The organism is Streptomyces thermospinosisporus, from assembly GCF_039526425.1.
Taxonomy (GTDB): Bacteria; Actinomycetota; Actinomycetes; order Streptomycetales; family Streptomycetaceae; genus Streptomyces; species Streptomyces thermocarboxydovorans.
The window spans coordinates 1-20235 of sequence record NZ_BAAAIZ010000036.1; the positions used below are offsets into that span (position 1 = coordinate 1).

The window sequence follows — 20235 nt, forward strand, 5'->3', positions numbered from 1 at the left end:
GGCGCCGTGCGGGCCTGCGGTCGGCCCGTGCGGCGGAGCGCCCCCGGCCCGCGCCCGAGGACCCGCGCCCGCCGCTGCCGCCCGCCGCGACGCGCAGGCTGGCAATGCTGCTCACCGACTGCCAGGGCGGCCCCAGCGCCGGGCGCCGGGGCACCGCACCGGACCTGATGGAGCTGCTGCCCCAGTGGCTGGCGGCCGCCAACGCGCACGGCTATGCGCCACCGCCCGCCGCCCTGCCCGCGCTGCTCGACACCGCCCGCGGCCGCACGGACCTGCGTCCGGCCGCACTGCGGTTCGCCGGGCCGCGCGGGCTGTGGCTGGCCCGGTTCAACCCGGACTGGCGGTTCGCCCTGCGGGCGACACCGGGCAGCGCCTCCGCCCTGCCGGACCCGTCCGACCGCGAGGCGGTGCGGCGGCTGTGGCAGGAGGGGCTGTTCGCCGAACGCGTCGCCCTGCTCACCGCGCTGCGCTCCCGTACACCGGCCGCCGCCCGGGAACTCCTCGCGTCCACCTGGGCGACCGAACGGGCCGAGGACCGGCTGATGTTCCTGGACTCGCTGCGCAGTCGCCTCGGCCCGGACGACGAGCCGTTCCTGGAGCAGGCCCTGGCCGACCGCAGCCGCAATGTCCGTGCGACGGCCGCGGAGTTGCTGTCGGCGCTGCCCGGTTCGGCGCTCGCCGAGCGGATGGCGGTGCGGGCCGGTGCCTGCGTGGCCCTGGACCGCACGGGCGAGGCTCCGGCGATCGTCGTCGAGGCGCCGCACGAGTGCGATGCGGGCATGGAGCGGGACGGCGTGGTGGCCAAGGCCCCGGCCGGGCGGGGCGAACGGTCCTGGTGGCTGGGGCAGCTGGTGGAGGCGGCGCCGCTGGCCACCTGGTCGCGACGGCTCGGCGGCCGGACGCCCGGCGAGATCGTGGCGCTGCCGGTGGCGGACGGCTGGCAGGGCGAGTTGCACGCGGCCTGGTGCCGGGCTGCGGTGCGTCAGCGGGACCCCGCCTGGGCGCGGGCGCTGCTCGGGGAGCCGTCCGCGCCGGAGGCCGGCGGTCCCGGCGCGGTGTCCCTGGCCGAACGCGCCACACTGCTGGCCACGCTGGACGCCGGGGAACGGGCCGCCTGGGTGGCCGGCTTCATCGAGAAGCACGGCCTGTCCGAGGCCTTCCAGCTGCTCGGGGTGTGCGCGGTGCCGTGGGCGCCGCCGCTGGGGCGCGCGGTCGTCGACGCGCTCAACATCGCTCGCGACGCAGGGAGTTATCCATGGAGTTTCAGCGGAGTCATGGGCCTGGCCGAGCGCTGCCTGGACCCTGCCGAGGCGAGCCGTCTGGAGGCGCTGCTGGCGATACCGGACGAGCCGCAGGACGCCTCACCGGGCGCCGGCGGCTACTGGGCCGAGGCCTTCCAGCGCCTGGTCATCACCCTGCGTCTGCGCGCGGCGATGCTGCGGGAGCTGGCCCCACCCGAGAACCCGGCCTCACCCGGGAATTCAGGCATGCGCGAGGGCCCGGCCCCGACGGAGGACCAGGCATCACCCGAGAATTCGGGCACGCCCGAGAGCCCGGCCCCGACGGAGGACCACGTCCCGCCCGAGGACCGGACCCTGCCCGAGGGCTGAGCCCTCCCGCGGGCCCGCGCGACACCGCCCGCCCGCTTCGGCACCCACGGCGCCCATGGCGGACCCTGCACCGATGCCGATGCCGATGCCGATGCCGCCTACGCCTCGGCCGGCTGGCGCACGTTGGCGCGGACCCAGTCCACGATCGACTGCGTGGTCGCACCCGGCGTGAAGATCTCCGCGACGCCCTTCTCCTTCAGCGGGGGAATGTCCTCCTCGGGGATGATCCCGCCGCCGAAGACCAGGATGTCCGCCGCGTCGCGCTCCTTGAGCAGGTCGATGACGGCCGCGAAGAGCGTGTTGTGCGCCCCGGAGAGGATGGAGAGCCCGATGGCGTCGGCGTCCTCCTGGATCGCGGTGTCGACGATCTGCTCCGGAGTCTGGTGCAGGCCGGTGTAGATGACCTCCATACCGGCATCGCGCAGGGCCCGCGCGATCACCTTGGCCCCGCGATCGTGGCCGTCGAGCCCCGGCTTGGCCACCACCACGCGGATCGGACCGGCTGCCACACCCATCACTGCCTCCATGAAGCGACTACATCCATCCGTACCGATAAGTACCGCACATATCGGTCAAGCCGTACACATCGCGCACGTCCGGAGACCCCGGTCCGAGACGGCCGGGGAAGTGAACGAACGTTATCTCCAGCATCGCGCAACCGGCAGTTTCGCGGTGCAGACCGAGGGGGAAATCACACGGTGGGACACGTTCGCCGCGCAGCGTTCCCCGCCGAGCCGCCGGAGGTTCGTCCGGTCCGCACCCCCCGTGCCCGTGCGGCACAGGGGCATCAGTGGGAACATGCGCATAAGGGATCCGCGACGAGGTCGCCGTACCGCCGCGCTCGGTCCGCGCGTCGTACGCGAGCGGCGGCGACCGCTTTCGCCGCGATTTCCCATGAGGGCACACGGGGGACAGGGCTGTCCTTCGCGTGCCGACAGGAGGTCGGCCCATGAAGGTCACCCAGGCAGCTCTTCCCCTTCTCCCGCTCTGCCGGCGTCTGCTGCCGAGTCGCCTGGCCGGGCTCTCCCTGGCACTGCTGAAGGCCACCGCCCTGGAGCTCGCGATCCTCGCGGGTCACCTGCTGCTCTATCCGGCCGGGATCATCCAGGAACGCCGCGGCCCGGCTCCCGCGCTTCCCGGAGCGGGCGGCGCCGCCCAGCTGCCGACCGAGGCCAAGCCGCCGGTCGTGCTGCTGCACGGCTTCATCGACAACCGCTCGGTGTTCGTGCTGCTGCGCCGCAGCCTCGCGCAGCACGGCAGGCAGCAGATCGAGTCGCTGAACTACTCGCCGCTCACCTGCGACATCCGCAGCGCGGCGGAGCTGCTGGGCCGGCACATTGAGGAGGTGTGCGAGCGCACGGGCCACAGTCAGGTCGAGGTGGTCGGGCACAGTCTGGGCGGCCTGATAGCGCGGTACTACGTGCAGCGGCTCGGCGGCGACTCTCGTGTGCGCACAGTGGTCACCCTCGGCACCCCGCACGCCGGCACCCGCGTGGCACCCCTGGCGAATGCGCACCCCATCGTGCGCCAGATGCGCCCCGGCTCGCCGGTGCTGGAGGAGCTGTGCCTGCCCGCCCCCGGCTGCCGTACCCGCTTCTACGCCTTCTGGAGCGACCTCGACCACATCATGGATCCGCTGGAGGCGGCCTGCATCGACCACCCGGACCTGACCACGGAGAACATACGGGTGAGCGGCGTCGGTCATCTCGCCCTGCCCGTGCACCCGGCGGTGGCGACCGCGATACGGCAGGCCCTGGACACGGCCCACCCGGGAGAGCCGACCTCCGGCCACGCGGGCGGCCTGACCGTCGCCTGACGGTCACCCGACCGCACCGCCGCCCGTCGGTCATCCGGCCGCACCAGGTCGGGCGCCGGACCGGTCGCGACCGGCGACACGCCCGGCCCCTCGGCCGGGTGCCGACAGCGCGTCCACACCCCGTTCACCCGAACAACATCCGTCCGACACAGCGGAATTCAGGCCGCCGAGCACCCACAGGTTTCGAACGCGGCTCGAACATAGGGCCCGCACTCCACCAAAACCGAGCCGAATGCCCGTTTCCTGCGGGCGCGAAACCTGCGGAAGATTGTCGTGCCTGCGTACCGCCGGGTACAGTCGCCGCACTGCTCTGGCAGCCCCTGTTGTCGAGGCGAAAGAGAAGTTGGTGAACGACCGTCACCCGTCGGGGACCGTGGCCCCCGATCCGGCTTCCGATGCCGCCTCGGCGCACTATGCGTCGTACGGCGTCCAGGAAGCCCAGTACGGGGACTTCACCACGTACGGCGGCTATGACGCCAATGGTTTTGCCGCCACCGGTTTCGGTACCGGCGCCCACACCGGCACGAGCTTCGCCGCCGACCCTCTCTTCGGTGACCTCCCCGGCAGCGGCCACGACACGGGCTCCTACACCACCGGGCAGTGGTCCGCCGGCGTCGACGCCACCGGCCAGTACGACGCCTACGCGGCCCAGCACTACGCCTCCTACGACACCGGCTTCTACGACCCGACCCAGTGGACGCCCGGCGAGCAGCAGCTCCCACTGATCCCCACGCAGGGCACCTCGCCCGAGGTCAGCGGCCAGTGGGACGCCGGTGCCTGGCTCCAGCCCGACCCGTCCGACGGCACCGGGGTGCACACCCAGCACTGGGAGTGGGGCACCCAGGCCTTCGACACCGGCGCCTACGACGCCACCCAGTGGAACGGCGAGCAGAACACCGCCCCCACGTCGCCGGAGGCCTACGGGCAGCAGCCCGAAGCGGGCGACCCGCAGGCCACCGCCGCGTTCGACCAGGCGGGCCACTCCGACGAGACCGGGGCGATTGGGGAGTCCGAGGATCACGGCGCCGCAGAGACCTCCGCGCGGTCGGGCGACACCGGTCAACTGCCCCGGGTGACCCTGCTCGAGGGGCAGGAGGAGATCATCCCCGTCCCCGCGCCCCGCCCGGCCGGACGTGCCGCATCCCGCTCCCGCCGCCGCACCCCCGCCAAGCGCTCCGCGCTGCTCACGGTGGCCGTGCCGTCGGCCTGCGTGATGGGCGTCGCCGGGATCGCCGCGGCCTCGGTGGGCGACCTGGCCGACGAGGGCGGCCAGGAGACCAACACCACCGCGGCCGACGCGCAGCCGGTGAAACCGTCCGCCGCCAACGTCAAGCTGGACACCCAACTGGAGAGCCTCGCCGCCGGCGCCGACGACTTCGCCGACCGGGCCAGCCGCACCCAGGAGCGCATCGACCTCAAGGCGCAGCAGGAGGCCGAGCGCAAGCGGGCGGCCGAGGAGGCGGCCCGCAAGGAGCGGCTCCGCCCCAAGTTCGCGCTCCCGGTCGCCCAGCACGGACTGAGCGCGTACTACGGCCAGTCCGGCATCAACTGGATGTCCGTGCACACCGGCATCGACTTCCCCGTCTCCTACGGCACCACGGTGATGGCGGCGACCGACGGCACGGTCCGCACCCAGTACAACCCGGCCTACGGCAACATGATGATCGTGACCGCCAAGGACGGCACGGAGACGTGGTACTGCCACCTCTCCACGTACCGGGTGCCCTCGGGCACGACGGTGAAGGCCGGCGATCCGATCGCCTACTCCGGCAACTCGGGCAACTCCACCGGCCCGCATCTGCACTTCGAGGTCCGGCCGGGCGGCGGTTCGGCCATCGACCCGCTCGCCTGGTTCCGCAGCCACGGCCTCGAGCCGTCCTGACCGCGCTCGCCCAACTCGAGCCGTCCTGACGGCTCGCCCGAAGAGGCCCCCGCGCTCGGGCGGGAGCCCCTCCTCAGGTCACGGACGTGACCGACGGCTACAGCTTCTCCACCGGCGCGTACCGCAGCAGCAGCCGCTTGGGCTTGGCGTCGCCGAAGTCGATGGTCGCCTCGGCGTTCGCGCCCGTGCCCTTCACCGCGACCACGGTGCCCAGACCGAACTGATCGTGCGTCACCCGGTCCCCGACCGCCAGCGACACCACCGGCCGGTCCGCGGTGCGGCGGGTGGCGAAGCCCGAGGCGCCCGAGGCCGAGGAGCGGGAGCGGGACGACGACAGCGACGCCGCCACCCCCGAGACCGCCCCGGAGGCCTTCGGCGTGCTCGCGCCCGTCCGCTTCCACTCGACGTACGCGGCCGGGATCTCCTCCAGGAACCGCGAGGGCGGGTTGTAGGAGGGCTGGCCCCAGGCGCTGCGCAGGGTCGACCGGGTGAGGTAGAGCCGCTCGCGGGCACGGGTGATGCCGACGTACGCCAGGCGCCGCTCCTCCTCCAGCTCCTTGGTGTCGCCGAGGGCGCGCATGTGCGGGAAGACGCCGTCCTCCATGCCGGTGAGGAAGACGACCGGGAACTCCAGGCCCTTGGCGGTGTGCAGCGTCATCAGCGTGATGACGCCGGAGCCCTCCTCGTCCTCCTCGGGGATCTGGTCGGAGTCGGCGACCAGCGCGACCTGCTCCAGGAAGTCGGCCAGCGTCCCGGCCTCCCCCTCGCCGCGCTCCTGCTCGAACTCCAGGGCGACGGCGGCGAGTTCCTGGAGGTTCTCGATGCGGGTCTCGTCCTGCGGGTCGGTGGAGGCCTGCAGCTCGGCCAGATAGCCGGTGCGTTCCAGCACCGCCTCCAGCACGGTCGCCGGTCCGGCGCCGGACTCGACGATGGTGCGCAGCTCCTCCATCAGCGTGTTGAACCGCTTGACGGCGTTGACCGAGCGCGCGGCCATGCCGTACGCCTCGTCGACGCGCTTCAGCGCCTGCGGGAAGCTGATCTTCTCCCGCTGGGCCAGGGCGTCGATCATCGCCTCCGCGCGTTCGCCGATGCCCCGCTTGGGCACGTTGAGGATGCGGCGCAGCGGCACCGAGTCCTCGGGGTTGGCGAGCACCCGCAGGTAGGCCAGGACGTCCCTGACCTCCTTGCGCTCGTAGAAGCGGACCCCGCCGACGACCTTGTAGGGCAGGCCGACGCGGATGAAGACCTCTTCGAAGACACGGGACTGGGCGTTGGTGCGGTAGAAGACGGCGACATCGCCGGCCTTGGCCTCGCCCGCGTCGACCAGGCGGTCTATCTCGTCGGCGACGAACTGGGCCTCGTCGTGCTCGGTGTCCGCGACGTACCCGGTGATCGGGCAGCCGGCTCCGGCGTTGGTCCACAGGTTCTTGGGGCGGCGGGACTCGTTGCGCTCGATGACCGCGTTGGCGGCGCTGAGGATCGTCTGGGTGGAGCGGTAGTTCTGCTCCAGCAGGATGGTCGTCGCGTCCGGGTAGTCCTCCTCGAACTGGAGGATGTTGCGGATCGTCGCGCCGCGGAAGGCGTAGATCGACTGGTCGGCGTCGCCCACCACGCACAGCTCGGCGGGCGGGATCTCGGCCTCGGGCGGCACGTCCACGGGGTGCTCGGTGGGGCCGACCAGCTCGCGCACCAGGGCGTACTGGGCGTGGTTGGTGTCCTGGTACTCGTCGACCAGGACGTGGCGGAAGCGGCGGCGGTAGTGCTCGGCGACGTCCGGGAAGGCGCGGAGCAGATTGACCGTCGTCATGATCAGGTCGTCGAAGTCGAGGGCGTTGGCCTCGCGCAGCCGCGACTGGTAGAGGGCGTAGGCCTGGGCGAGCGTCTTCTCGAAGCCGTCGGAGGCCTGGGCGGCGAAGTCCTCCTCGTCGATCAGCTCGTTCTTCAGATTGCTGATCTTGGCGCTGAAGGACTTCGGCGGGTAGCGCTTGGGGTCCAGCTCGAGATCACGGCAGACCAGCGCCATCAGCCGCTTGGAGTCGGCGGCGTCGTAGATCGAGAACGACGAGGTGAAGCCGAGCTTCTTCGACTCGCGGCGCAGGATGCGCACGCAGGCGCTGTGGAAGGTCATCACCCACATCGCGTTGGCGCGCGGGCCGACGAGCTGCTCGACGCGCTCCTTCATCTCGCCGGCGGCCTTGTTGGTGAAGGTGATCGCCAGGATCTGCCCCGGATGCACGTTCCGCTCGGCGAGCAGATAGGCGATGCGGTGGGTGAGCACACGGGTCTTGCCGGAGCCGGCACCGGCCACGATGAGCAGGGGTGAGCCGGAGTGGACGACGGCGGCGCGCTGATTGTCGTTGAGCCCCTCCAGGAGCGCGGCGGAGTCGGTCACCGGGCGGGGGGCGCCGTCGCGGTAGTACTCCTCACGCTCCGGCGGCACGTCGAACTTCCCGCCGAACAGATCGTCCGGGAGCGGCTCCGGTACGTGATCGTCCTCGGGTGGTGGCGGCGGCTCGTCCGCGGGGCCCGGCTGGGCCTGGAGGTTCGCCAGGAAGCTGTCGTCAAAGAGGCTGCTCATCGCTCTCCGAGTCTAGGGCGCACCACCGACAGCCCGGGTCCGCCCCGGAACATCCACACATTCCCGGCGGACGCCCGCCACGCCCTTCCCGCCCTTCCCGGCCTTCCCGGCCCTTCCCGGCCTTCCCGGCCCTTCCCGGCGGGCGGATCCGGGCCGCCGGCCCGGACACCGTCGAGCACCGGCCGGGCACCCTGTGTCACCCGGACCCTAAGGTCACGAAAATGTATCGGGCATATCGCCCACCAACCTTCACAGGGGCCACACCAGTTGGCTACCGTGCCGACGGGCCGTACGACCCCCACCGGCGAACCTCGCCGGACCGCACGGCCTCCGCCGAGTCCGGCAGTGCCGACCGATGGCACCCGGAGCCGGGGACCCAACCGAGACCTGGGGTGAATCGGCTCACTCCCGTGCGGAGCAGCCGTAGGGCAACCCTTCCAAGCACCCGCCCGAACCCGACAGCTAACCCGGTAGGCGGACCATTGGAAGGAGTCGCCTCCCTTGGCGTCGCATCGCAAGTCGCGCACCCCCGTACCACGCGTGGCAGGCATACGCACCCCCGCCCTCGCCACGGCTGCCCTCACCTCCGTGGCCCTGCTGGGCCAGACCGCCAACGCCGCCCCGACGGACGACAAGCCGAGTCTCGAAGAGGTCGAGAAGAAGGTCGGCGACCTGTACCGCCAGGCGGAGTGGGCGACCGAGAAGTACAACGCGGCCAAGGAGAAGACCGCGAAGCAGCGCAAGCGCGTCGACTCCCTGCTCGACGACGTCGCCCAGCGCACCCAGAAGCTCAACGAGGCGCGGGAACAGCTCGGTTCCTACGCCGCCGCCCAGTACCGCACCGGCGCGGGCGTGTCCAACACCGCCACCTTCCTGCTCGCGGACTCGCCGCAGGAGGTCTTCGACCAGCAGCATCTGATGGGCCGGATGACCGGCCGCCAGAAGGAAGCGGTCGACGACTACGTCGAGCAGCAGTCCGCGACGATGAAGAAGCGGAAGGAGGCCACCGAGAGCCTCCAGACGCTCACCGAGTCGCAGAACGACCTGAAGGCCGCCAAGGCGAAGGTCCAGAAGAAGCTGGCCGAGGCGCGCGAGCTGATGTCGAAGCTGACAGCCGAGGAGAAGGCGCGGCTCGCGGCGATCGAGAAGAAGAAGCAGGAGGAGGCCGCCCGCAAGGCCGCCGAGCTGGCCCGGCAGCAGGAGGAGCAGCGCAAGGCCCAGGAGGCGGCACAGCGAGAGGCGGCTCAGCAGGAGAGCGGCTCGTCCGGCTCCTCCTCGGGCACGACGACTCCGCCCCCGACGGACTCGTCGTACGCCACCAAGGCCGCGAAGGCCATCGCCTTCGCCCGCGCCCAGATCGGCAAGCCGTACGTATGGGGCGCGACCGGTCCCGGCTCCTACGACTGCTCCGGCCTGACCCAGGCCGCCTGGAAGGCCGCCGGGGTCACCCTCCCGCGCACCACCTACGACCAGGTGAACGCCGGCACGACGGTCCCGGTGTCCCAGGCGCAGCCCGGTGACCTGGTCTTCTTCTACGACGACGTCACCCACGTGGGCATCTACATAGGCAACGGCATGATGATCCACGCCCCGAAGCCGGGCACCTATGTGCGCGAGGAGTCGATCTACTACGACGGCGAGTCTGCGATCCACAGCGTGGTCCGGCCCGCCTGACAGAGAAGGCCCTGGCGGAGAAGGCCCTGGCGGAGAAGGGACGGTCCGCCCCGGCTGACGGACGAAGCGGAGTCCGCCCCGCCGGCGGCCTGGGCGTGCGGCGGGCGCACCCGAATGGTGCCTCTGCGCGAGCGATGCCCCTGCGCGGGTGATCGTGCGCGGGCGCGCGTTGCCCGGCGGGGTGTCGTGGGGCGGCTCTTCTAGCATCGGCGCATGTCTCGCCCCTCCCGCCCGTCCCCCTTCCGCACCTGGTGGGCGCGGCGGTCCCCGGCGGAGGGTGCCGCCGTGATGGCCTGCGGCATCGTGTCGCTGGCGCTGCATCCGGCGGAGTACGAGGTGCTCTCGCGGACCATGCTCGGGGCGGCCTGCGTCGCGTGGGCGGGGCTGGCGGCGGAGTTCGCGCTGCGGCTGCTGCGGGAGCGCACGCGGTGGCGGGCGGAGGCGCAGACACCGGGCGCGCTCACCGCCGTGGCGGCCACCACCGTGATCGGCTCACGCTTCGCCGCGGAGGACTGGAGCACGCTCGCCGAGGCGCTGCTGGCGCTGGCCGCGGTGCTCTGGCCGCCGCTGCTCGTCCTGGTGGTGGGGAGCTGGCGGCCGAGGATGCCCGGGGCGGTGTTCCTGTGCTGCGTGGCCACGCAGGGGCTGGCTCTGCTGGCGGCGACGCTCGCCGCGGCCGAGTCGGCGGCGTGGCTGGCGCATGCGGCGCTGGCGCTGTTCTGGTTCGGGCTGGTGCTCTACGCCTTCGCCCTCGCCCGATTCGACCTCCGGCAGACGGCCGAGGGCAAGGGCGACCACTGGGTGGCGGCGGGCGCGCTCGGCATCTCGGCGCTGGCCGGTTCGAAGCTGCTGGCCGCCGACAGCATGCGGCTGTACCTGTGGAACGTCGACGACAGCCATGTGCTGCGCGTCATGACCATGGTGCTGGTGGTGCTGGACCTGGTCCTGTGCGTGGTGCTGCTGGCCGGCGAGATCCGCTGGCCGCGGACGGCCTACGATCCGCGGCGCTGGTCGACGGTGTTCCCGCTGGGGATGACGGCGACGGCGGCGCTGTCCACGTCCGCCGTGGTCGACGCCCCGTGGCTCGAGGGGCTGGGAGAGGTGCTGGTGTGGATCGCGGTGGCCGCCTGGCTGACGGTCGCGATCGGCGCGGTCCGCTCCGCGGTCGGGCCGGGACCGGTGCCGGAGGGGATCAGGTCCACAGCACGGCGATGAAGACGTTCGCCGTGGTCAGCAGGCCGACCAGGCCGAACAGCCCCTTGTCCACCTTCTCCTCGTCGCGCTTCACATAGACCAGGCCCAGGATCACGATCAGCAGGGCCAGCTTCACGCCGATCTTGATGTTGTTCACCGACTGGTCGTCGGCCTGGTTGAGGCCGACCAGGATCACTCCGGTGACCAGCATCGTCAGGGCGCCGTGCAGCATGGCCGGGGTGAAGCGGGCGGTGCCCTCACCCATCGCCTTCATCTGGGTGAGGAAGCCTCCGAGCAGGGAGGCGATGCCGATGATGTGCAGGCCGACGAAGAGGTGGATGAGTACGTCCATGGGCCGGAGCCTAGCCAGCGCCCCCGTCCCCGCCGACACCGGCCCGGACGCTCAGGAAGGGTGAGACCGGACACTCAGGACGGGTGAGAACGAGCCTCGCGGAGGCGCTCCATAGCACCGGGGCCCGCCTCGCCCGCCCGCCTTCGGCATTTCGGTCAGCTCAGCTGTGCAGGCCGTCGTTCCCGAGCGGGAATCACGGTCACATACGGTCACTGCGTGGTTGTCTCATGTCACTTCCGCGCAACCCGTCACAGCGCCGGCCCGGCCGGGTCTAGCGTCCTGCACCAGGTGACCGGCTCCCCACCGCCGCCCGGACCAGGGGCGGCACCCGGACACCACCGCCGAGAGGATCCGGCGGCGGACCGCTCCCCCTGTGCGCACCGCCGCCGGATCATCGCTCAGCTGTTCCCCGTCACGGGGCAGGCGGTCGTCGAAAGGACGTGACGTCCCAGATGGCAGCGCACCGCAGGTCCAGACAGCGCTCGGCGGCCGGTACCACCGCTCGTACCGCCGCCACCCTCGCCCTCGCGGGCGCGGCCACCACCACCGTCCTGGACGGCACGGGGCAGGCCGATCCGCAGCTGACTCCCCAGCAGGCCAAGGCCCGGGTCGACCAGTTGTACCGGGAGGCGGAGGTCGCCACCGAGAAGTACAACGGGGCGAAGGAGAAGGCGGACGCGGCCCGGGAGCGGGTGCGGAAACTCCAGGACGAGGCGGCCCGCAAGCAGGAGCGGCTCAACGCGGCCCGGTCCGCGCTGGGTTCGGCCGCCACCGCCCAGTACCGCAGCGGCGGCCTCGACCCGGCCGTGCAACTGGTCCTCTCCGACGACCCCGACGGCTACCTGGACGGCGTCGCGCTCGCCGAGCGGGCGGGCAGCCGCCAGAACGCCGCCGTGAACCGGGTACGCGCACAGCTTCGGGAGATCGAGCAGCTGCGCGGCGCCGCCCGCGTCGAGCTGAAGTCCCTCGCCTCCCGTCAGGCGCAACTCCAGCGGCAGAAGAAGACGATCACCGGGAAGCTCGGCGAGGCCCGCCGGCTGCTGTCCCGGCTGACTCCCGAGCAGCGCGCCGGCTACGGCGACGGCACCGACCGCGCCTCACGCGCCTCGGCAGCCGGCCGGGAGGGCCTCGCCGCACCCGGCGCCGCCACCGCTCAGGCACCCAGCTCCCGCGCCGCCCAGGCGGTCTCCTACGCCTACCAGAAGCTCGGCACCCCCTACGTGTGGGGCGCGACCGGCCCCGACGCCTTCGACTGCTCAGGGCTGATCCAGGCCGCGTACCGCTCCGCGGGCGTCTCCCTGCCCCGCACGACCTATGCGCAGATCAACGCGGGCCGCCGTATCGCCCGCTCCGAACTCCTCCCCGGCGACCTGGTCTTCTTCTACTCAGGCATCAGCCATGTCGGCATCTACGTCGGCAACGGGCAGATGATCCACGCCCCGAACCCCTCCGCCCCGGTCCGGCTGGCCCCCATCGACCAGATGCCGTTCGCGGGCGCCACCCGGGTGGGCTGAGCGGCCTGCTGCCCTTGCCCGTCCCTGCCGTCCCTGCCGTCCCTGCCGTCCCTGCCGTCCCGGCCGTCCCGTGCTCAGACCAGCCGTCGTGCCGTCGCCCACCGCGTCAGCTCGTGCCGGTTGGACAGCTGCAGCTTCCGCAGCACCGCCGAGACATGCGACTCGACCGTCTTCACCGAGATGAACAGCTGCTTGGCGATCTCCTTGTAGGCGTAGCCCCGCGCGATCAGCCGGAGGACCTCGCGCTCGCGCTGGGTGAGCCGGTCGAGGTCCTCGTCGACCGGGGGTGCGTCGGTGGAGGCGAAGGCGTCCAGCACGAACCCGGCCAGGCGCGGCGAGAACACCGCGTCGCCCTCCTGCACCCGGAAGATCGAGTCCACCAGGTCCGTGCCGGTGATCGTCTTGGTGACGTAACCGCGGGCGCCGCCGCGGATCACACCGATCACGTCCTCCGCCGCGTCCGACACGGACAGCGCCAGGAAGCGGACCGGCTGCTCGGTGTCGTTCATCAGCGCGGCGCAGCGGCGCAGCACCTCGACACCGCCGCCACCGGGCAGGTGCACATCGAGCAGGACGACCTCGGGCCGGGTCGCGGTGATGACCGAGACCGCCTGGTCGACGTCGGCGGCCTCGCCGACCACCTCGACGCCCGTCTGCTCGGTCTGGCCGATCTCGGCCTGGACGCCGGTGCGGAACATGCGGTGGTCGTCGACGAGGACGACCCGCACATGGCGCCGTGCGGAGCCGGCCTCCGCGGCCTCGGCCTCCGGTGCCGGTCCGGCCGTTCCGTTCGCCTCGGTCGGCTCACTCATGACGTGTTCTCCGCCCTTTCCATCTCCAGCTCGACCTCCGTGCCGCCGTCCGGCACCGCGCGCACCCGCGCCGTGCCGCCGTTGCGCTCCATGCGGCCGATGATCGATTCTCTGACGCCCATGCGGTCGGCGGGTATCGAATCGAGGTCGAAGCCGGGGCCGCGGTCGCGGACGGACACGAACACCGTTCTCCCCTCGACCTCGGCGTAGACCTGAACCGCACCACCCTCGCCACCGTACTTGGCGGCGTTCACCATTGCCTCGCGCGCGGCTTGCATCTGCGCGCCCACCTTCTCGTCGAGCGGGCAGTCGCCCACCACGACGACCTCGATGGGAACGCCGTGCTTGTCCTCCACCTCGGCGGCCGTGCGCCGCACGGCGTCGGCCAGGTTGGCCGGCTCGTCGGCCTCGTCCTTGCCGGTGCCCTCCGGCTTGTAGAGCCAGGTGCGCAGGTCGCGCTCCTGGGCGCGGGCGAGACGGCGCACCTCGGCGGGGTTGTCCGCGTTGCGCTGGATCAGGGTGAGGGTGTGCAGCACCGAGTCGTGCACATGGGCGGCCACCTCGGCCCGTTCCTGCGCGCGGATGCGCATCAGCCGCTCCTGGGAGAGGTCCTGCGTCATCCGCACCAGATAGGGGCCGGCGAGCAGCGTTATGCCGACGAGGACGGCGAGGGCGGCCTGCAGCACCGCGCCCAGGTGGGCCCCGGAGCCCTGCAGCACGAATATCCCGGAGACGCCCACGGTCACCAGCAGCACGCCCGCGACGGCCCGCAGCAGCGTGACCGTGCGCCGGCGCCGCCCGACCTCCATCCAGCGGGCCCGGCGGGCGTTGTCCGCCTGCCGCCACACCAGCGCCACGCCGGCGCCGACCAGCACCAGCGGCCACAGGTAGGCGCGGGCGCCGTTGGTGAGGTTCACATTGCCCACGAACACCATGGCCACGACGACCATGAGGAGCAGCGCGACGATCTGCCCCTTGTCCGGTTTGCGGGCGACCAGCCGGCGGCGGCCGTCCGGCGATATCTCCGTGGTGACCAGCGACGGCGGCTTCTGGGCGTTCACCCCGCCGACACCGAGCGGCACGAAGAACCAGAACGCGGCGTACAGCAGCGCGCCGAGACCGTCCGCCGTGAACAGGGCGACGAACGCGAGCCGGACCCAGATCACGGGCAGCCCGAGGTGTCCGGCGAGCCCCCGCGCCACGCCCCCCAGCCAGCGTCCGTCACTGCTGCGGTAGAGCTTGCGCGGCGGCCGCGGCTCAGCGGTGGGCGCTGCTGCGGCTTCCGACATGCCATTGATGGTCACACGCCCGCCCGTCCGGAGCATCAGGGTCGGTCCCGGAGACTCCCCTGATCTCCGCGCGCCCCGCCCTTCGAACACTCCCCCGGCCCCGGCTCAGGGGCATATCAGGGTCGGGCCAGGGTCGTTCCGACTCCCGCCGCGGCTGCTCGCCCGTCACCATGGACACATGACGGATCACCAGCACGCCGCGACGGGTCCGGGACCCGGCTCCGGCCCGCGCCCCGAGCAGGGCGCCGGGCCGCGGGACGCCGTGCCCGGCGCGGCCGGCGCGCGCCCGCACGAGCAGGCGGACGCGCGGGCGAGGAAGGGAGCGACGGCAGGAGCCACCGCCCCGCCGCCGGACGGTCCCGAGGAGACCACGCCCGAGCCGCCCCACCGCTTCCGTCGCGACCGCAGGCACCAGATGATCGGCGGGGTGTGCGCCGGGCTCGGCCGGCAGTGCGACATGGACCCGGTGATCTTCCGGATCACCCTCGCCGTGCTCTCCGCCACCGGCGGCATCGGCCTGATCTTCTACGGCTTCGCCTGGCTGTTCGTCCCCTACGACGACGAGGAGGACGAGCACGAGTTCCGCAAGCTGCTCACCGGCCGGGTCGAGGGCCACACGCTGGCGGCCGTGCTGTTCGCGCTGGTCGGCTGCGGTGTCTTCCTGACCATGCTGAACAACGGCGGGGTGCTGAGCTTCGCCGTCATACTGTCCATCCTGCTCGCCGGCGCCGGGTACTGGTCCCGGCACCGCGGCGCCCCCAGCCCCGACCCGGTGACCGCCCAGGCCACGGCCGACGCCCCGCCGGAGGCGCAGGCGCCCCCGGTTCCCACGGCCTACCCTTCCTGGTGGCGCGACCCCATCGTCAAGGACGGCACCCATGTCGGCGGCACCGGCTACCTCTGGGGCCCGCGGGACTCCCACGAGCGCGACGTCGCCGCCGCGCTCGACGTCAGCCTGGGCACCCACGCACGCGCCACCCCCCACACTCCCCGCCCCCCGAGACCGCGCGGACCCCGCTGGATAGGCGGCTGGGTGTTCCTGCTCGCCCTCGTGGCCGCCTACCTCGGCACCCAGCTCACCTGGGACACGCACTCCCTCGGCACCAGCCTGCAGACGGGACTGGCCTGTGCCCTCGCCGTCTTCGGGCTCGGCATCGCGGTCAGCGCCTTCCTGGGCCGCACCGGCGCCGGATCCATCGTCCTCGCCGTCATCACGGCGAGCCTGCTGGCCGCCTCGGCAGCCCTGCCGAAGGACGTCACCACCGAGTGGAACCGCACCACCTGGAAGCCCGCCTCGGTCGCACAGACACGCCCCTCCTACGAGCTGGGCACCGGCACCGGCACGCTGGACCTGTCCCGGATACGCGTCCCCGAGGGCAGAACCGTCTCGACCTCGGGGCACGTAGGACTGGGCCGCATCCATGTGATCGTCCCGCGGGATGCGACCGTGAAACTGAACATCGACGTGGGCCTCGGCGACGTCCAGCTGCCGGGCGACGACAAGAAGGACGTGGATGTGGCACCGGGCAAGCAGAAGAGCCTGACCCTCGAGGGTGCCGGCAAGTCGGGCACGCTCCGCCTCGACCTCCACGTCGGAGCGGGGCAGGCGGAGGTGAGCCGTGCTGCGTCATGAGTTCCAGCCCGGCCGGCTGGTCGCGGGCGTCGTCCTCCTCCTCACCGGAGTGCTCTACGCCGGTGATGCGCGCGGCGCCTGGGAGATCCCCTGGTTCACGCTCATCCCGGTGGTCACCGGTGGCCTGTTCCTGGCGGGCGCGCTGGGAGTACTCGCCCGCCTCATACGCCGGCGCGACGAGCCCGGTGCCCGTACCGAGGAGAGCTACCGGTAACCGCCCCTGCGCTCCCGTCGCCGTGCCCGCAGCGCGGCGTCGATCGACAGCACGGGGGCGCCGGCCAGCACCAGCGGGATCCACGACATGAGGTAGGGCAGGTCGTTCCCGAAGTAGTACGGGTCGGAGGCCCAGCTGACGGTCAGCCACAGGCTCAGCGAGATCAGCGCGCCCCCGAGCGCGGCGAGCCGCGCGAGCAGCCCCAGCAGCGTGCCGATCCCCACGGCCAGCTCACCGAAGGCGATCGCGTAACCGAAGGCCACGGGGTTCTCCAGGGCCATGTCGACCATCGCCGGAATGGCGGAGGAGTCCCGTACGCTCCGCATCATGTCCCCGATGGATCCCGCCCCGGAGTCCTTCATGAACGCGCTGTCGGTCAGCTTGTCGAGGCCGGCGTAGATGAAGGTCACCCCCAGGAAGATCCTCAGGGGGAGCAGTGCGTAGCGCGTGGCGGTGTCCCGCCAGTCACCGTCTCCGTCCAGGTGGGGGCCGTACGTGTCCGATCGCATACCGTGAGTCATCGCTCTCCGTCGCCTCTCGCCGCCCTGTCGAGACCCCCTCAAGAGACCATACGTACGACAATCAGCCCCGGCTCAATCCTTCAACCCGGCAATTGGCCGCGGCACGCCTAGATTTCCCACCACTCCGGCGCCCTCGCATCCCGTGCGCCTCTACTGGGCTGTGCCCGGCTGGGGAGGGGTGCGGCTGCTGGGCGGGTTTACGGCCCCGGTGCCGTTGCCGACCGGGCGTGGGGTGCGCTAGCCCCGCTGAAGGGGTGCCTCCCCCACTCTCGGCTGCGCTCGAGCGGGGGGACCCCCATCGCCCACCCTCCCCCACTCTCGGCTGCGCTCGAGCGGGGGGACCCCCATCGCCCACCCTCCCCCACTCTCGGCTTCGCTCGAGCGGGGGGACCCCCATCGCCTCAGGCGGCACGAATGCCCGCAGTGACGCGGCGCGGGTAGCCGCGCACGGCGCTCAACAGACCACCGGGGCTTGGGCGGCCGCAGTCGCGCGCGGCGGGGAGGGGTCGGGGTGGTGGTGTCCGCCCGCAGCGGCAGGCGCGTCCGCGCCAGTACCCAAAAGGCGACCTATTGCGCGCCAGGCCGAGGACGGACACCACCACTCCGGCCCCGACTCACCCACCCACCGTGGGCGCTACGCGCACCCCCACCGGAGGGACAGTTGCGCCGCAGGCATGGCCACGCGAACCCCCACCCAGCCTCAGCCGGAACCGCTACTCCGTCACGTCGATGGCGACGCGGTTGGTTTCGACGCCCGCCGCTGTGATGACCTGTACTTCCACGCGCCCGGGTTCGACCTCGGCAGGGACGGGAACCGTCAGCACCGTGTCCGTCGGATTGGCGAAGCCACCCTTCACCGGCACCAGCGGCACATGCACATTCACCGCCCCGATCCGCACGACCATCCGCGACAAGAGATCCGCGCTCCGCGCACCGACCGGCACGAACCCGACCCCCCGGATCTCGATGTCGTCCCCGGTCCGGATCGGCCCATCCAGATCCCCCGCTTCCCGGGCCCGCACCACCGACAGAATCACCGGCCGCCCGCCCTCCGCATACTTCGCCGCGAGGTACGTCGCCGCCGACACCAGCACCACCACCGCCAGCCCCCACGGCAGATCCGGCAGCTGATCCGGCCGCCGCCCCAGCCGCACCGCCGCGAACACCAGCGCCGCCGCGCTGATCACCACGTACTGGATGTCCGCGAAGGACCCACGCCCGTCGTCGTCGGTCAGCAGATCCGCCGCCCGCGGCCGCCCCGCCCGCACCTTCTGCAGCCGCTGCGCCTGCACCCGCACCCCGACGACTCGCCGCACCAGCACCGCGACCCCGCACACCACCGCCAGCACGGTCACCACACCGACACCCCGGCGCAGCCCGAGCCCGTCGATCAGCGCCTCACGCTCACCGCGCCCCGAGGCCGCCGCCAGCCTCCCCGCCAGCACCAGCACCGCGTAGACGACGAACAGCACCCAGCCCGCGGCCACCGCACGCGAGGTGGAGAGACGGTTGTCCTCCCCGATCACCGGCGCCAGCACCCCGCCCCGCGCCCGGTGGAACCACGACGCCGCCGTCAGCGCCGCCGCGACCACCACCGCCGCCAGCAGCCCGGCGGTCCGTGCATCGGTCCACCCCGCACCGACCGCCGTGAGCGCCTGCACCACCAGCAGCAGCACGACCGCGGCCCACACCGCGACCGCCGTCCACCGCCACACCCGGGCGAACCAGGCCGCGCCCTCCGCGCGGCCGCGCTCGGCGACGACCCCCGCGGCCTGCGTCAGTTCCTCCGACACCCACTGCCGGGAGGCGGACGCCGAGTGGGCGACGGCGGCCGGCAGCCCCTGCCCGGCCGCGAACTCGTCCCGCTTGCGCAGAAACGCCGCGACCGCACGCCGGTGCCCTTCCCGCACCCCGTGCGGGCAGTCCCCGCAGGTGCACCCGCCTCCGTGCGCAGCCTCACCGACACCGGCGTCCATGCCGCTCTGTCTCGCCTCCTGCACCGCCACGCCCGATGCCCGCCTTCCACAACTCACCGATGACGAGAGCGAATTGTGCCCTAGCCCGATCGCCCTCCGTGCCTCCCCCCTCCGCCGCTCCGCGTCACCAGGGGTGAACCTCGGAACCTCGCATTGACCCACCAAGTCAACGCGTCAACCCGAACCCAGCCCTTTCGCCCGGCCACCCCGATGGACCGGCCGCCCATTCACCCGCCCCCCGACGGACTGGCACCCGCCCTTCACCAGCTCACCCCAGCAGTTCCGGCTCGCTCCGCGTGATGTCCCGCCACATCGGCTGGTAGTTGATCCAGGCCACCAGATCCCCGCCCAGCTGCTCCCGCGTGGCCACCGCCTGCCGGTGGTCGATCAGCACGGGCCGCCCGGCAGCCTTCGCGGCGAGCTGCACCTGGCACGAGCGTTCCATCGACACGAACCACCACGCCGCCGCGTCGACCGAGTCCCCCACCGTGAGCAGCCCGTGATTGCGCAGCACCAGGGCCTTGTGCGTACCGAGCACCGCGGCGATGCGCCGGCCCTCCTCCGCGTCGACGGTGACCCCGCTGTAGGCGTCGTAGAGCGCGTGGTCCTCGTAGAAGGCGCAGCTCTCCTGGGTGATCGGCTCCAGCAGTTCACCGAGCGCGGCGAGCGCCCGCCCGTACACCGAGTGGCAGTGGGCGACGGCGACGACGTCGGGCCGTGCGGCGTGCACCTGGGCGTGCACGGTGAACGCGGCCTGGTTGACGTGGTAGCGGCCCTCCACGACCTGCCCGTCCCGGTTGGCCAGCACCAGGTCGCTCACGGTGACGTGCCGGAAGGGCATCCCGAACGGGTTGACCCAGAAGCAGTCGGAGTACTCGGGGTCGCGTGCGGTGATGTGCCCCGAGACGCCGTCCTCGAAGCCGAGCCGCCCGAACAGCCGCAGCGCGCCCGCTAGCCGCTCCTTGCGGTGCCGGCGCTCGTCCTCGACCGACTCGTGCATCGGCGGCATGGCGAACCGCAACTGATCGGTGGGCAGCGGCGGGGGCGGGGTGGGCCCGTGCATAAGACCTCCCGCGGGGGGTTTGCGTATGGGGCGGAAGTTGCCGCCGGGAGGCCCGGTACGACAGATCGGTTCTGTAAAGGCGATACAACACTCCGTTTACCCGACAG

At 72.3% G+C, this 20235-nt stretch carries 16 protein-coding genes and 1 riboswitch; of the genes, 8 read left to right on the top strand and 8 right to left on the bottom strand.

From position 1 onward, the window contains the following. Positions 1-1610 (top strand): DUF5691 domain-containing protein (locus ABD207_RS13855; protein WP_344012912.1); only part of this gene is annotated, 1610 nt, incomplete at its 5' end. Positions 1611-1708: 98 nt separating this feature from the next. Here ABD207_RS13855 and icmB read toward each other — a convergent pair. Continuing rightward, entirely contained in the window at positions 1709-2125 is a 417-nt protein-coding gene (gene icmB, locus ABD207_RS13860) for a coenzyme B12-dependent isobutyryl CoA mutase small subunit (protein ID WP_167993705.1), read from the bottom strand. Positions 2126-2559: 434 nt separating this feature from the next. Here icmB and ABD207_RS13865 point away from each other — a divergent pair, with 434 nt between their 5' ends. Both ABD207_RS13865 and ABD207_RS13870 read left to right on the top strand, forming a co-directional pair. After that, entirely contained in the window at positions 2560-3426 is an 867-nt protein-coding gene (locus ABD207_RS13865; RefSeq protein ID WP_344012914.1) for an esterase/lipase family protein, read from the top strand. Positions 3427-3658: 232 nt separating this feature from the next. After that, positions 3659-5308, top strand: coding sequence for a M23 family metallopeptidase (locus tag ABD207_RS13870; protein WP_344012915.1), 1650 nt, complete (start codon positions 3659-3661; stop codon positions 5306-5308). A 97-nt stretch (positions 5309-5405) separates the two neighbouring features. Here the strand turns inward: ABD207_RS13870 and pcrA are convergent, their stop codons facing one another. Continuing rightward, complete coding sequence (pcrA, locus tag ABD207_RS13875; protein ID WP_344006823.1) at positions 5406-7886, bottom strand: DNA helicase PcrA; 2481 nt, start codon at positions 7884-7886, stop codon at positions 5406-5408. A gap of 336 nt (positions 7887-8222) precedes the next feature. Further along, positions 8223-8380: riboswitch (cyclic di-AMP (ydaO/yuaA leader) on the top strand. 7 nt (positions 8381-8387) lie between these two features. On the opposite strand from pcrA, the gene ABD207_RS13880 reads away from it, so the two are divergent. Together ABD207_RS13880 and ABD207_RS13885 are read left to right on the top strand one after the other, a co-directional pair. Continuing rightward, positions 8388-9560, top strand: coding sequence for a C40 family peptidase (locus tag ABD207_RS13880; protein WP_344012917.1), 1173 nt, complete (start codon positions 8388-8390; stop codon positions 9558-9560). 213 nt (positions 9561-9773) lie between these two features. Continuing rightward, the gene (locus ABD207_RS13885; protein ID WP_344012918.1) at positions 9774-10775 is read left to right on the top strand and encodes a tellurite resistance/C4-dicarboxylate transporter family protein; all 1002 of its coding nucleotides are present in this window, start codon (positions 9774-9776) and stop codon (positions 10773-10775) included. On the opposite strand, the gene ABD207_RS13890 is transcribed toward ABD207_RS13885, so the two are convergent. Further along, positions 10753-11106 (bottom strand): hypothetical protein, encoded by a 354-nt coding sequence (locus tag ABD207_RS13890; protein ID WP_344012920.1) that lies wholly within the window; start codon positions 11104-11106, stop codon positions 10753-10755. The genes ABD207_RS13885 and ABD207_RS13890 overlap by 23 nt on opposite strands. 452 nt (positions 11107-11558) lie before the next feature. Between ABD207_RS13890 and ABD207_RS13895 the strand changes: the two genes are divergently transcribed. Continuing rightward, entirely contained in the window at positions 11559-12620 is a 1062-nt protein-coding gene (locus ABD207_RS13895) for a C40 family peptidase (RefSeq protein WP_344012921.1), read from the top strand. Between the two features lie 74 nt (positions 12621-12694). On the opposite strand, the gene ABD207_RS13900 is transcribed toward ABD207_RS13895, so the two are convergent. Together ABD207_RS13900 and ABD207_RS13905 are read right to left on the bottom strand one after the other, a co-directional pair. Further along, a complete protein-coding gene (locus ABD207_RS13900) occupies positions 12695-13432 on the bottom strand; it encodes a LuxR C-terminal-related transcriptional regulator (RefSeq protein WP_344006813.1) in 738 nt (245 codons plus the stop codon). Further along, complete coding sequence (locus tag ABD207_RS13905) at positions 13429-14721, bottom strand: PspC domain-containing protein (RefSeq protein ID WP_344006811.1); 1293 nt, start codon at positions 14719-14721, stop codon at positions 13429-13431. The genes ABD207_RS13900 and ABD207_RS13905 overlap by 4 nt, the downstream gene beginning before the upstream one ends. Before the next feature lie 178 nt (positions 14722-14899). On the opposite strand from ABD207_RS13905, the gene ABD207_RS13910 reads away from it, so the two are divergent. Next, on the top strand, positions 14900-16354 hold the full coding sequence (locus tag ABD207_RS13910) for a PspC domain-containing protein (RefSeq protein ID WP_344012923.1): 1455 nt from the start codon (positions 14900-14902) through the stop codon (positions 16352-16354). After that, positions 16341-16568, top strand: a complete 228-nt coding sequence (locus tag ABD207_RS13915; RefSeq protein WP_344012925.1) for a hypothetical protein — start codon at positions 16341-16343, stop codon at positions 16566-16568. The genes ABD207_RS13910 and ABD207_RS13915 overlap by 14 nt, the downstream gene beginning before the upstream one ends. On the opposite strand, the gene ABD207_RS13920 is transcribed toward ABD207_RS13915, so the two are convergent. The 3 genes from ABD207_RS13920 to ABD207_RS13930 all read right to left on the bottom strand — a co-directional run bounded on the left by ABD207_RS13920 (position 16559) and on the right by ABD207_RS13930 (position 20128). Beyond that, on the bottom strand, positions 16559-17089 hold the full coding sequence (locus ABD207_RS13920; protein ID WP_344012927.1) for a DoxX family membrane protein: 531 nt from the start codon (positions 17087-17089) through the stop codon (positions 16559-16561). The two genes, ABD207_RS13915 and ABD207_RS13920, sit on opposite strands and share 10 nt — an antisense overlap. A gap of 713 nt (positions 17090-17802) precedes the next feature. After that, positions 17803-19095: a hypothetical protein gene (locus ABD207_RS13925; RefSeq protein WP_344012929.1), complete on the bottom strand. Its 1293-nt coding sequence runs from the start codon at positions 19093-19095 to the stop codon at positions 17803-17805. A gap of 238 nt (positions 19096-19333) precedes the next feature. Continuing rightward, complete coding sequence (locus ABD207_RS13930; protein WP_344006799.1) at positions 19334-20128, bottom strand: class II aldolase/adducin family protein; 795 nt, start codon at positions 20126-20128, stop codon at positions 19334-19336. Positions 20129-20235 lie beyond the last annotated feature (107 nt).

Coding starts and splice junctions, on each gene's coding strand:
- ABD207_RS13920 (WP_344012927.1), bottom strand. CDS start 17,089: ATGACTCACGGTATGCGATCGGACACGTACGGCCCCCACCTGGACGGA.
- ABD207_RS13900 (WP_344006813.1), bottom strand. CDS start 13,432: ATGAGTGAGCCGACCGAGGCGAACGGAACGGCCGGACCGGCACCGGAG.
- ABD207_RS13910 (WP_344012923.1), top strand. CDS start 14,900: ATGACGGATCACCAGCACGCCGCGACGGGTCCGGGACCCGGCTCCGGC.
- ABD207_RS13885 (WP_344012918.1), top strand. CDS start 9,774: ATGTCTCGCCCCTCCCGCCCGTCCCCCTTCCGCACCTGGTGGGCGCGG.
- ABD207_RS13865 (WP_344012914.1), top strand. CDS start 2,560: ATGAAGGTCACCCAGGCAGCTCTTCCCCTTCTCCCGCTCTGCCGGCGT.
- ABD207_RS13895 (WP_344012921.1), top strand. CDS start 11,559: ATGGCAGCGCACCGCAGGTCCAGACAGCGCTCGGCGGCCGGTACCACC.
- ABD207_RS13870 (WP_344012915.1), top strand. CDS start 3,659: ATGCCCGTTTCCTGCGGGCGCGAAACCTGCGGAAGATTGTCGTGCCTG.
- icmB (WP_167993705.1), bottom strand. CDS start 2,125: ATGGGTGTGGCAGCCGGTCCGATCCGCGTGGTGGTGGCCAAGCCGGGG.
- pcrA (WP_344006823.1), bottom strand. CDS start 7,886: ATGAGCAGCCTCTTTGACGACAGCTTCCTGGCGAACCTCCAGGCCCAG.
- ABD207_RS13930 (WP_344006799.1), bottom strand. CDS start 20,128: ATGCACGGGCCCACCCCGCCCCCGCCGCTGCCCACCGATCAGTTGCGG.
- ABD207_RS13905 (WP_344006811.1), bottom strand. CDS start 14,721: ATGTCGGAAGCCGCAGCAGCGCCCACCGCTGAGCCGCGGCCGCCGCGC.
- ABD207_RS13890 (WP_344012920.1), bottom strand. CDS start 11,106: ATGGACGTACTCATCCACCTCTTCGTCGGCCTGCACATCATCGGCATC.